Annotated in this window: 7 protein-coding genes; 5 read left to right on the forward strand and 2 right to left on the reverse strand. The window is 65.3% G+C overall.

All coding sequences use genetic code 11. The features are described from left to right. Window positions 1–99 precede the first annotated feature (99 nt). On the forward strand, window positions 100–1188 hold the full coding sequence (locus tag ADBZ9K_RS09325; protein WP_526619787.1) for a hypothetical protein: 1089 nt from the start codon (window positions 100–102) through the stop codon (window positions 1186–1188). A gap of 295 nt (window positions 1189–1483) precedes the next feature. Here the strand turns inward: ADBZ9K_RS09325 and ADBZ9K_RS09330 are convergent, their stop codons facing one another. Next, the gene (locus ADBZ9K_RS09330) at window positions 1484–1906 is read right to left on the reverse strand and encodes a hypothetical protein (RefSeq protein WP_526619788.1); all 423 of its coding nucleotides are present in this window, start codon (window positions 1904–1906) and stop codon (window positions 1484–1486) included. Between the two features lie 7 nt (window positions 1907–1913). Here ADBZ9K_RS09330 and ADBZ9K_RS09335 point away from each other — a divergent pair, with 7 nt between their 5' ends. Next, window positions 1914–2852: a PGRS repeat-containing protein gene (locus ADBZ9K_RS09335; protein WP_526619789.1), complete on the forward strand. Its 939-nt coding sequence runs from the start codon at window positions 1914–1916 to the stop codon at window positions 2850–2852. 31 nt (window positions 2853–2883) lie between these two features. Here ADBZ9K_RS09335 and ADBZ9K_RS09340 read toward each other — a convergent pair whose 3' ends face one another. Beyond that, window positions 2884–4644, reverse strand: a complete 1761-nt coding sequence (locus ADBZ9K_RS09340; protein WP_526620852.1) for a fatty-acid--AMP ligase — start codon at window positions 4642–4644, stop codon at window positions 2884–2886. Window positions 4645–5225: 581 nt separating this feature from the next. Here ADBZ9K_RS09340 and pks2 point away from each other — a divergent pair. Genes pks2 through ADBZ9K_RS09355 form a run of 3 tightly spaced genes read left to right on the forward strand, consistent with a single transcriptional unit; the run spans window position 5226 to window position 13153 of the window. Beyond that, the gene (pks2, locus tag ADBZ9K_RS09345) at window positions 5226–11465 is read left to right on the forward strand and encodes a sulfolipid-1 biosynthesis phthioceranic/hydroxyphthioceranic acid synthase (RefSeq protein WP_526619790.1); all 6240 of its coding nucleotides are present in this window, start codon (window positions 5226–5228) and stop codon (window positions 11463–11465) included. 50 nt (window positions 11466–11515) lie between these two features. Beyond that, window positions 11516–12190: a methyltransferase family protein gene (locus ADBZ9K_RS09350; protein ID WP_526619791.1), complete on the forward strand. Its 675-nt coding sequence runs from the start codon at window positions 11516–11518 to the stop codon at window positions 12188–12190. Between the two features lie 27 nt (window positions 12191–12217). After that, window positions 12218–13153, forward strand: coding sequence for a metal-dependent hydrolase (locus ADBZ9K_RS09355; RefSeq protein WP_526619792.1), 936 nt, complete (start codon window positions 12218–12220; stop codon window positions 13151–13153). Window positions 13154–13178: the final 25 nt, after the last annotated feature.

Consider the following 13178-nt stretch of genomic DNA (forward strand, 5'->3'; position numbering starts at 1 on the left):
TCAGAAACTTGGCGGTCCGCAGCCGGGGTACTTCTCGCCCGAATGCATGTCCGCTACATTCCTAACCAGCAAAGACCGCTCAACTAGCAGGACATGCCGATGAATCAGGTTCGCCCCCGGAATCGCGTGCTGCTCAGCGCGCTGGTCGCTGGTTCGCTCGTAGCCGGAGCCTGCGGCGAGCTGCCAACGGCCAACGCGACGTGTCTTTCGGCATTTGGTCTGGGCAACGGCAATGGTTGCACGAGCAACCTGACCAGTATTGCCATTGGCATCGGTTCCGGCGCGATAGCTGATGCCAGCACCACCCTCTTCGGCGGCGCCCTTGCGATCGGCACCGACGCGAGCGCCATCGCCGCCGCTACGAGCGCGTTCAGTGCATTCACCTTCACGATGGCACTGGGCAACAATGCGAAAGCGTCCGCACTACCCTCTCTTCTCAGCATGGCCGTGCAAATCGGGCAGGGTGCGAGCACGACGCTCGGTGCCCTCAATCTCGCCCTCGGGATCTCGCCGGGGACCGGGCCGCAATCAACGGGTGCCGCCGGTGTCGGCAACATCTCCGTGCAATTCGGGCCGGGCACCATTGTCAATGTCGGCACCCTAAATTCTGCCTTCGGTATCACGCCTGGCGGCACGGGGCAAACGATCACTGTCGGCGGCCTGGGCAATTTCACGCTCAACCTGTTGGGCGATGCCAGCTCCCTCGTCACCCAGGGGTTCTTCAGCAGCACCGTCAACATTCTGGGTAAGACCGTGGTCGAAGCCGCGGAGGGGATCTTGAGCAACGCCGCGAACTTCATCGGCAATAACAACTCCATTTCGGTGTGGGGTTCCCTTCCTGACACGACATTGAGCTGGGCGTTCAATGCATTCGGAAGTGGCAATACCGTGAAGGCCGGCCCCGGCCCTGCAGTGATCGCGGCATCGATCTTTCAGAATCTCGCGACGGTTGTTCGGTCCACTCCGGGCATCAACATCAACGGACTCTTCGCGAACGGGGCGGCGTCTGCCAGCAGCAAGAGGGTCTCCGCCGCCGCTCTCGGCACGGGTCGCACGACTACCTCAGCGGCGGCCGCTCCGCGAACTGGCAGCAAGAAGACCTCGACCTCGTCGCCGTCGACCGCCAGCAAGAAATCCAACAGCAAGGCTTCATCCGGCGTCGGCCAGACGGGGCGGACAAAGAAATAGCAAGGCTGCGTCATCACCACCCCCTGTTGCGCAGCGGGCCCGACATGAAAACATAGGAGTTTGCCACAGCACGGTATGTGCGATGCTGAGGGTGTGACGCACGGGAGCGTCAGAGGACTTGGGAGCAAACGATGGCGGGTAGGCACCGCGCGAGGGTCCGGGAGCGCGTAAGAGCGCGAACCGCCGGCGCTCGCCACCGCGCCCCGCGACGGCGCAGCAACATCTCTATCTGGCTCGGGTCAGGAGCCGTCGCGGTGGGTGTCTGCGCTTCACTAGCCAGCACCGCCGGAGTTGCTCACGCTGACTCTTCTTCCGATGACGGCGCGCCGTCGAGCCATAGCCGCGGGAGCGGCCCCAAGGTGGGAAACACCGGCAGGGCAAATCCGGCACGGTCGCCCGCAGCTAGGGCGGCGGGCAAGGGTGCTGCCGCAAGCCCCCGAGTCAAGCCACGATCCGTCTCCGACAACCAGGCGACCGCCCCGACGCCGTCGCCTGCCTCGACCGGAGGTGCCAGCACAGCCGCTGCAACGTCGTCAAACACGCCCACAGCCGAGGCCATCGCGGAAACAGCCACCACGAACGACACCACACTCTCCGCCGCCGCGAGCACCAGCGCGGCCCAACCGGCCGTGGCGTCAAGCCGGAGGGCGTCCCCCGCCGCCGCTTCGTCGTCGATACTCGCGGCAGATTCGCCGACGACTCCGCCGAACCTGTCCATTCAGGACGTGATCGGCGCCATCGTCGCCTACGCCCAGCAGGCGGGAGGTCCAGTCCCCTTCCCTGTCAGTCTCCAAGACATCATCACCGCGCTCGTCACCAATGAGTGGCAGGGCCGGCCGATCCTCGGCAACGGACTCGACGGGACAGCGGCAGACCCGGACGGGCAGCCCGGAGGGTGGTTGCTGGGCAGTGGCGGCAACGGCTACTCCTGGACCGACGCCGAATGCCCGACAACCGCCTGCAACGGTGGCAACGGCGGCAGCGGTGGGCTGATCGGCAACGGCGGCAACGGTGGGGACGGCGCGAATGGCGGCCTTGGCGGGGCCGGCGGGTCGGCGGTCTTAGTCGGTGCAGGCGGAGAAGGTGGCGCGGGCGGATCCTCGGTTTCCGGCAACGGCGGGAACGGCGGTGCCGGCGGGAACGGCGGGTTGATCAGCGGGATCGGCGGCAACGGCGGAGCAGGCGGCAACGGCACCGACGGCGGCAACGGCGGGTACGGCGGATCCGTCATCAGCTTCGGATTCGGATACTTCCTAGCCGGCGTGTACTACCCGGGAAGCGTTATCGGTGGCAGCGGCGGAGCAGGCGGCAACGGCAGCAGCGGAACGGGCGGCAACGGCGGCAACGGCGGCACCGCCGACCTCGGGAACGACCCGCTCTGGGATTACATGTTGGCCGTGGCGACCCTGTTGACCGGATCCGCCGGGCCCGGCTCCGCCATCGGAGGCCAGGGCGGGGCCGGCGGTGATGGCGCCACGAGCGGCGGCAACGGCGGGCTCGGCGGGATCGCCTACAACTACGGATCCGGGAATGCCACCGGCGGCAACGGCGGTAATGGCGGCAACGGATCGACTAGTGGCGGCGGCGGCGGTTCCGGTGGAATCGCCTGGACAGCAAGCGGATCGGCGACCCCTGGCTCGAATGGCAGCCCAGGCACGCCCTAATCGACCGTCGATGCGCGTCAGCCCGTGGTGATCAGGTATCCAGGCGGGTGAACGCCTTCCGCTGGTATAGCTCGACGCAGGACGATCTCCTGACCTTGCCGCTGGTGGTGATCGGAATCGAGCCCGGAGCCACCAGGACCAGGTCGGCGACCGCAAGGCCGTGTGAATTCGAGATTGCCGCGGTCGCCTCGCGCTTGAGGACTCCAAGTTTGTGTAACGCATCCTCGTCGGAATCACCGCGCTTGCGGACTTCCAGCACGACGACCAATTTCTCCACGCCATCGTCCGACACTGCGATGGCCGCGGACCGGCCGCCGGTGATCTCCGATACCGTCGCCTCGATGTCGTCGGGGGCGTGATTGCGCCCATAGACAATCAACAGATCCTTCAACCGGCCGACCATGAACAGCTCTCCATCGGAGATGAAGCCCAGATCGCCGGTCCTGAGCCAAGGACCTTCCGGGGTTTCGGGCGAGGGGTCGACGATCGTAGCGCCGAACGTGCGCTGAGTCTCCTCGGGCTTTTGCCAATAGCCTGCACTGACATTGTCACCGTGCGCCCAGATTTCGCCGGTCGTCCCCTGCGGGCACTCAATGCCGGTGTCCGGGTCGACGATGCGGATCGTCGGGGACTGCGGCGTAATTGGCCCGCCGTAACTGATCAGCGGGGTGCCCTCAGGGCCGTCGATACGCTCAGCCCGACCAGCGGTCAGGGCTTCCGAATCGAAGTGCACAACTTTCGTCGGCTCGCCTGGCCGCGGTGTAGCCAGGTAGAGAGTCGCCTCGGCAAGGCCGTAAGAGGGTTGAATCACCGTGGGCCGCAGATTGAATCGGGCGAACCGATCGGTGAAGCGCTTGATCGTCACGGGCTGGACCCGTTCGGCACCGCTCTGGATAGTGAGCACACCACCGAGATCAAGGCCGGCCATGTCCTCGTCGGAGGTCTTCTTTGCCGCCACGTCGAAAGCAAAGTTCGGCGCCGAGGTAAATACCCGCGGATAACTCGCCGCCAGCTGCATCCAGCGAGCCGGCCGCTGCAGGAACGAAATCGGGCTGGTCAGCACGGCGCTGGTTCCCAAAACAACCGGTGAACAAACTCCCATGATCAAGCCCAAGTCATGGAAGAACGGCAGCCAGGACACGAAGGTGAGGTCAGGCGGGGCAACGCCGCCGAAGTCGATCAAAAAATCGGACGTGATCTGCTGCAGATTGGTCAACAGATTTGTGTAGGACATCATCACCCCGGCTGGTGAGCGGGTCGAGCCGGAGGTGTACTGCAGGTAGGCGGTCTGATGACTGTCGGAGTCGTATTCGAAATCGCCGGCGCTAGACCGTATTGGAGCATCCAGGTCAAGGCGATCGACCTCGATAATCACCGGAGCCGACTGTCCGGCAGGTGGAGCGATATTCCGGACCACGTCGGCCACCACCGAAGATGTGGTGAGGACCGCGGTTGGCACGGCATCGCGCAGGACGGATTCCACCCGCTCATCGGCAACGCCGCCCATCGGCACCGATAGCGGAACCGGGATCAGTCCGGCCTGTAAGGCGCCCAGGAAGGCGAAGATGTAGTCCAGTCCCTGCGGCGCGATGATCATCGCGCGGTCGCCCGGCGACGCACTTAATCTGAGCTCGCGCGCCACGTTCAGCACTCGCCGATACAGTTGGGGCCACGTCAGGCTGATGGGAACGCCGGCCCAGTCCTGGTCGTAATCGACGAAGGTGTAGGCCGTATCGTCCGGTTGCAGACTGGCGCGTTCGCGTAGCAGAGCCGGGAGGGATGTCTGAACCACCTGTGTCACGGGGCTCAGGTTAGCGTAGCTGTCGCCGCAGAACATCGGAAGATGTGAGATCCCGATGTTGAAACCTGATCCCGACTGAACTCCGGTCTCGACCGGTCAGCGCGGTACCGAGAAATTCCCGCATCAGGGCGACCACAGATTTCGTGGACAGTCCGGGTCTTTGCCATCTTTTAGCGGGTCGCCCTCGCGTCGCAGCGGCCGCCGCCACCCTCTGTTGTCGGGCGCACGGCTGGATCGGTGACAGCCTCCTAAACCGGCAAAATCGCGATTGGTTGACGATGCCAAGGGTTGCGCCTGCATAATTATTTTCGCCCCTGTCAAGCCGGCCATTCGAACGTGGCGAGTGGCCCAGACACGGGTGCGGCTCAATCGAGATCGACGTAGGCACCCTGCGTCGTCGAGAGCGCGCCGGAGCTTGGGGCCAGGTAGCGGAGGAAATACGGCACCGCTGCTATGAGGAGACGGGATGGTTTCGTTCGGTGCGATCGACTGATCGGGTAGACGGCTCGAGTCCAGCGAATTCCTCGCCCACTGTGGACGCCGATACGACCGGTCCGGTAGCGGTAATCGGGATGGCGTGCCGGCTTCCAGGAGGCATCTCGTCACCGGAAGCCCTCTGGGAAGCGTTGTTCCGGGGCGAGGACCTGGTCACCGAAGTCCCCCCCGACCGCTGGGACTCTGACGAATTCTACGACCCCGAATTGGGTGTTCCTGGCCGTACCGCGTCGAAATGGGGGGCATTCCTCGACGACGTCGCGGGCTTTGACGCGGAATTCTTCGCCATTAATGAGCGCGAAGCGGCCGCACTGGATCCGCAACACCGCTTGCTGCTGGAGAACTCCTGGGAAGCCATGGAGCATGCGGGCTTGACGCCCGACGCGATCGCCGAATCCCTGACCGGTGTATTCATGGGGCTGACGCACCTCGACTATCAGTTGGTCAACGCCGACTCCGATGCCATGGAGGGGCCATACGGCTTCGAAGGCAACACTTTCAGCATGGCGTCGGGGCGCATCGCCTACTCCCTGGGAGTGCACGGTCCCGCGCTGACAGTTGATACCGCATGCTCCTCCAGCCTGATGGCCGTGCACATGGGATGCCGCAGTTTGAACGACGGCGAAAGCGACCTCGCGCTAGCCGGCGGCGCCTACGTGATGCTGGAACCGCGGAAGTTCGTGGCCGGTTCGGCGCAGAACCACCTCTCCCCTACCGGACGCTGCAGCGCGTTCGACATCGCGGCCGACGGATATGTCTGTGGCGAGGCGAGTGCGGTGGTGTTGCTCAAGCGGCTGCCGGACGCGCTGAGGGACGGTGACCGGATTCTGGCGGTGATCCGTGGCACCGCCGCCAACCAAGACGGCCACACCGTGAACATCTCGACGCCGTCGGCAACCGCTCAAGCTGCGCTATACCGCAAGACGTTGCGCGTCGCGGGTGTGGACCCGCGGACAGTAGGCATGGTCGAGGCGCACGGGCCGGGCACTCCCGTTGGTGACCCGATCGAATACGCCAGCCTCAGCGAGGTTTACGGAACCGAGCGCCCCTGCGCGCTGACGTCGGTGAAAACTAATTTCGGCCACGCTCAGTCTGCCTCCGGAATTCTCGGATTGATGAAGGCGGTCCTCGCGCTGCAGCACGGCGCGGTGCCGCAGAATCTGCATTTCACCCGCTTGCCCGACGAGATGGCTCGGATCGACACCAGACTGTTTGTGCCACAAGAGGTCACAGAGTGGCCGATCGACGGTCCACACCCACGCCGGGCGGCGGTCTCGTCGTATGGAGTGTCTGGCACCAACGTTCACGCGATCCTCGAACAGGCACCCGCCCAGCAGCCCGATCCCGTCGGCGGTGAGGATGTTTCGGCAGGGCCGGCACTGTTCGCACTGTCGTCGACTTCGGCCGATGAACTGCGCCGCAGCGCGAGCCGGCTCGCCGAATGGGTGGAGGCCCACGAGAACGTGCCCTTACCTGATCTCGCCTACACGTTGGCACGCCGCCGCGCTCACCGGCCGGTACGCACCGCGGTGATTGCCAGTGACCGAACAGAACTCGCTTCCGCCCTGCGCGAGGTCGCCGCGGGGGATGCGCCGTATCAAGCCGCGGTGGGCCGCGATGACCGTGGTCCGGTTTGGGTGTTCTCCGGTCAGGGTTCACAGTGGGCGCAGATGGGCGCGGAATTGCTCGAGACCGAGCCGGTGTTCGCTGCGACCGTAGGACAATTGGAGCCCCTCATCGCCGCCGAGTCCGGTTTTTCGGTCACCGAGGCGATGACGGCGCCCGACGTGGTGACCGGAATCGACCGAGTCCAACCGACGATCTTCGCCACTCAGGTCGCATTGGCGGCCGCCATGAAGGCACACGGGGCGCTGCCCGGCGCGGTTATCGGGCACTCGATGGGAGAGACAGCCGCCGCTGTGGTGGCGGGTGCATTAACAGTCGAAGACGGGGTGCGCGTCATTTGTCGCCGTTCTCGGTTGATGGCCACCATCGCAGGTTCCGGCGCCATGGGATCGGTGGAATTGCCTGCCAAGCAGGTGCTCTCGGAGTTGACGATGCGCGGCGTCAAGGACGTCGTGGTGGCCGTGGTTGCCTCCCCTCAGTCCACCGTGATCGGCGGAGCCACCGAGACGGTCCAAGAGCTGGTGGCCGCGTGGGAACAGCGTGACGTGATGGCCCGCCAGGTCGCGGTCGATGTCGCCTCACACTCCCCGCAAGTCGATCCGATACTCAAGGAATTGACCGACGTTCTCGCCGGAATCACGCCGATGACACCCCAGATTCCCTTCTATTCGGCGACGGGATTCGACCCACGCGAAGAGCCGGTGTGCGACAACAAGTACTGGGTGCGCAATCTTCGCAATACGGTGCGCTTCGCCGCCGCGGTGCGAGCCGCGCTGGAGGACGGGTATCGGGTCTTCGCCGAGTTGGCACCGCATCCGTTGCTCACCCATGCCGTCGAGCAGACCGCCGAGAGCCTGGACGTACCGCTGGCGGCCCTGGCCGGCATGCGCCGCGGCCAGGAACTTCCGCAAGGACTACGCGGCTTTGTCGCCGACTTGCACAGTGCGGGTGCCGCAATCGACTTCTCCGTGCCCTATCCGGCGGGACGACTGGTGGACGCACCGCTGCCCAGCTGGACGCACCAGCGCCTGTGGCTGGACCACGATGGCCGGGAGACCCCGAAGCACGGCGGCCTCACCGTGTCGGTGCATCCGCTGCTCGGTCCGCACGTCCGTTTGCAGGAGGAGCCGGAGCGTCACGTGTGGCAGGCCGAGGTCGGGACCGCCGCCCAGCCGTGGCTCGCCGACCACAAGATCCGCAATGTGGCCATACTCCCGGGAGCGGCCTACTGCGAGATGGCGTTGGCGGCGGCGCGCACCGTGTTGGGCGAGGCCGCCGAAGTCCGCGACATCCGTTTCGAAGAGGCGCTGTTGCTCGACGAAGACACCACTGTAGGAGCGTCGACGTCCTTGTCGTCGCCGGGCGTCGCGGACTTCGTCGTGGAGTCCGGTCAGGGGGGCGGATACGCGTGCCAAGCCAGCGCGGTGCTGCACGCAGCGGACAACGATGTGCCCGCAGCCTATGACATCGTCGCTCTGCTAGAAACACATCCGCGGCGCGCGGACGGTGACGATGTGCGAAACACCTTGGACCAGCACGGCGTTCAGTACGGTCCGGCATTCACCGGCCTCGGCGTCGTGCACATCGGCGAGGAGACGACCGAGACGGTGCTGGCCGAGGTCGCGCTGCCGGTACAGATCAGGATGCAACAGGGCGCTTTCGGCGTCCATCCAGCGCTGCTGGATGCCTGCTTCCAGTCGGTAGCGGCCAGCCCACGAGTGCGGGCTCTCGGCGATGGCTTGATGGGATTGCCGCTCGGTGCAAGCCGACTGCGTTCCTATGGCTCGGCGCGCAACGCCCACTATTGCTACACGCGGATCACACACATCGATACGTCTGGCATCCAGGCCGATCTCGACGTGCTTGACCAGGATGGGGTGGTGCTCCTCCGAGTCGAGGGGCTGCGATGTGGCACCGCGTTGGAGGAGAGCGCCCAGCTCGATCGAGTGCTCGGCGAACGGCTGCTGGCCATCGACTGGCAAGAACGACAGCTGCCCGAGCCACCCCACACGCACGCCGGGACCTGGCTGCTGGTCAACACCGCCGCAACCGCCGAGACCTTGCACACCACACTGCCTGACACGTTGAAACACCAAGGCGCACAATGCACCGCTGTCCACTGGCCGCCGAACGCGGATCATTCTGCGATGGCCGAGCAGCTCAGCGAGAACCTACGCCCCGGGGAATTCACCGGTGTGGTGGTCCTCACCGGTCAGCAGTCCCGCGACACCGATGACCAGTCCCCCCTCCTCGGCCTCGAGTGTGTGCGGCATCTGGTGCGCGTCGCCCGCGCACTCGTGGGCAGCCCGGGTCACCCCCCACACCTGTTTGTCGTGACCCGCGCCGCCCAGACGGTGGTGACCGCAGACGAGCCGAATCTGGAGCAAGGCGGACTACGCGGGTTGGTGCGGGTGATCGGCGCTGAGCATCCGCATCTGCGCATTACCCAGATCGACGCGGATAACCGCACCGACGCCGATCAGTTGGCCCGCCAACTACTCAGCGGCTCCGAGGAAGACGAGACCGCCTGGCGCGACGGCGCCTGGTACACCGCTCGGCTGCGCCCGGCACCGTTGCGGCCCGACGAGCGCCACATCACCGTGGCCGATCACACGAGTCATGGGATGCGTCTGCACATCCGTACCCCCGGTGATCTGGAGACGCTGGAGCTGGTTGCCTCGCCACGGGTCGATCCTGGTCCTGGACAGATCGAGGTCGCCGTCGGCGTGTCGAGCATCAACTTCGCCGACGTCTTGGTCGCGATGGGGCTGTTCCCCGAGATCGAGGGCGGCCTGCCGCAACTCGGAATGGACTTCGCCGGCGTGGTGACCGCCGTCGGGCCCGACGTCACCGAACATCACGTCGGTGATCGAGTCGGCGGCTTCTCCGCCAACGGCTGCTGGGGCACCTTCGTCACCTGCGACGCCCGCCTGGCCGTCACCCTGCCGGCGGAGCTCACCGATCGTCAAGCGGTCGCGGTTGCGACCGCCACCGCCACTGCGTGGTACGGGCTGCACGATCTGGCGGGTATCTCGGCCGGCGAGCGGGTGTTGATTCACTCGGCCACAGGTGGCGTGGGTCAAGCCGCGATCGGCGTGGCGCGGGCCGCCGGCGCAGAAATCTTCGCTACCGCGGGAAGTGAAGCGCGTCGGCAGATGTTGCGCGACATGGGCATCAAGCATGTCTACGATTCGCGCAGCACCGATTTCGGCGCGCAGATCCGCCGCGACACCGACGGCTACGGCGTCGACATCGTGCTCAACTCGCTGACAGGAGCGGCCCAGCGGGCCGGGTTCGAGCTGCTGGCCATCGGGGGGCGGTTCGTCGAGATCGGCAAGCGCGACGTGTACGGCAACACCAGACTGGGGCTCTTCCCCTTCCGGCGAAACCTGACGTTCTACTACGTCGACCTGGCGTTGATGACGCTGAGCCACCCACAGCGGGTCGGGGAATTGCTCCGCACCGTCTACCGATTGGTGGCCGACGGCGAATTGCCCCCCGCCAAGCACACCGACTATCCGCTGGCCGAGGCCGCAACCGCGATCCGGGTGATGAGCGCTGCTCAACACACCGGGAAGCTACTGCTCGAGGTCGCCCGAACCGGCGACAGCGCAGTGGTGATCCCGCCTGCGCAGGTCGACGTATTCCGCCGCGACGGCGCCTATCTGGTGACCGGCGGGCTGGGCGGTCTTGGTTTGTTCCTCGCCGAGAAGATGGCCATCGGCGGCGCCGGGCGCATCGTTCTGACCTCCCGCTCGCAGCCGACGCTCAAGGCGCTGGAGACGATTGAGCTGATCCGCGCTATGGGCGCTGAAGTCGTGGTGCACTGTGGCGATATTGCCGACCCGGTCACCGCGCAGAGCATGGTGGAGGCCGCGACCGCCACCGGGCTGCCGGTGCGCGGTGTGCTGCATGCCGCGGCGGTGGTCGAGGATGCCACGTTGACCAACATCGCCGATGAACTCATCGAGCGTGACTGGGCGCCAAAGGTTCACGGCGTGTGGAATCTGCACGGTGCGACTGCCGCGCAGCCGCTGGACTGGTTCTGCTTGTTCTCGTCGGCAGCCGCATTGGTGGGTTCACCGGGGCAGGGCGCCTACGCCGCGGCGAACAGCTGGCTGGATGCGTTCACCCAGTGGAGACGGGCGCAGGGCCTGCCGGGCACCTCGATCGCGTGGGGCGCATGGGGCCAGATCGGGCGGGCAACCGACTTCGCCGAGAACGCCGGTGCCGCCATCGCTCCCGACGAGGGCGCATACGCGCTCGACGTGCTGTTACGCTACGACCGCGGGTACACCGGATATGCGCCGATCATCGGAACCCCCTGGCTGGCCGCTTTCGCCCAGCGCAGTCCCTTCGCGGAGGCGTTCAGCGCCGTCGGGGAAAGCCAAACGGGCACGAGTAGATTGCGCGCCGAACTCAGCGAACTGCCACGGGAACAGTGGACCACCCGGCTGCGGCGGCTCATCTCCGAACAGGTAAGCCTGATCCTGCGCCGCAGCGTCGACCCGGATCGGCCGCTCTCCGAGTACGGCGTCGACTCGCTGGGCGCGTTGGAGTTGCGCACCCGTCTCGAGACCGAAACGGGAGTGCGCCTGACGTCCAGCGACTTAGCCGTCGGCACGGTTCGCGGGTTGTCGGAGCTGCTGTGCGAGAAGTTGTCGCCGTCCGACAGCGACATATCGGCGTAGCCGAATCAGTGACAGGGCGCCGACAGCCGGCCCGGACCAAAGGAAGATCCGTGACTGCCGTTCTTAGAGTGTTGGTATCGGGGCTCGTTCAGCTTGTCGTCATCGGCACCGTGTTATTCGTAACGGCCGGCACGCTGCAATACTGGCAGGCCTGGGTGCTCCTGGCCGTGTTTGCCGCGGCGGCATGGCTGCCCAGTATCTACCTGCAGCTGACGAAGCCGGCGGCGATGCAACGGCGGATGCGCGGCGGTCCGATCGCCGAGGCGCGGCCGGTGCAGAAGATCGTCATGGCTGGGCTGTACTTGTCACTGGCGGCGATGTGCGTGGTCGGCGGACTCGACCACCGCTTCGGCTGGTCATCGGTACCGGCGGCAGTGTGCCTAGCCGGCAATGTCTTGGTCGGCGCCGGTCTAGCTGTAGTGGTCCTGGTGGTCGTTCAGAACAATTACGCATCGACCACCGTCCAGGTGGCCGCAGACCAGAAAGTGGTCTCCAGCGGGCTCTACGGCCTGGTTCGCCACCCCATGTACACCGGTAATGCGATCATGCTGGTGGGCCTTCCCCTCGCTCTCGGTTCCTATTGGGGGCTGGTTTTCGTCCTGCCGGGCGTCGCAGTCCTTGCCTCCCGGATCCGCGATGAAGAGAAGCTGCTCGCCGATGAGCTGCGGGGCTACCGCGATTACACGCAGGCGGTCCGCGCGCGGCTGGTGCCAGGTGTGTGGTGACCCTGACGGCGTACGATCGCTCACGAAATGACTGATCTACATGTACGGAAGCTGCGATTCGGCTTCTCCGATTATGACGTTCCCTTCTTGTGGAACGAATCCGACCCGGCTTTCTCCGCCGCAGCCAATGCCCTGTCGTTTCTTTTCCTCGCCGTCGAAAAGATGATCAGTGCCGCGGTTCACGAAGCGCTGCCGCTCATCAGAGATCCTGAGATCGCAGAGGAAGCTTTGGCGTTCGTGCGCCAAGAGGGTCAGCACAGCATGGCACACCGCCAGCACGCGAAAGCCTTGCTCAAGACCCACCCAGAACTCAAAGAGACTCTCGACGACGTCATCGCCGCGTTTGACGAGCTGACCGCCACCAAGTCTCTGAACTACCGATTGGCCTATATCGCCGATCTGGAAGCGACGTTCACGCCGTCGTTCAAGATGATGCTAGACAACGCCGACACGTTGTTCGCCCCCGGGGATGATCGCGTGGCATCACTGTTCCTGTGGCACTTCGTCGAAGAGATGGAGCATCGAAGTTCGGCACTCATTATCTACGATGCCATCGTCGGTGATCCGTGGTACCGCCTGAAGATGGCACCGTCAGTGTTCGGTCATGCTCGTTCGGTAATCGCCGCCACTGCCGACAGTTTCAACAAGAACGTTTCGCTTGAGGACCGCAAGGTCGACGCCCGGTCGATGTTCGGTGGCAAAGGGCCGATAGCGACCCTCGTGGAGAAGATTCGGTGCCGCTTCAGACGACAACCGGTCGCTCCCGCGGACCATGGGCCATTCGCAAAGCTGTATCCGCTCGTCCCCCAGCGCGAAAAGGTGGCGGCTGCGTATGGCGTTGTACGCAGCCAGATTCCAGGTCACGACCCAGCCCATCTGACGCTGCCGGTTCTCGCCACTGAATGGCTTGCGCGTTACAACGCCGGCTACGACGTCACCCGGTGGTACACCGCAGAGAAATAGCCCAATCAGGTCGGCGCGAGGCGCG

It is taken from the genome of Mycobacterium sp. (assembly GCF_965229265.1).
Lineage (GTDB): Bacteria > Actinomycetota > Actinomycetes > Mycobacteriales > Mycobacteriaceae > Mycobacterium.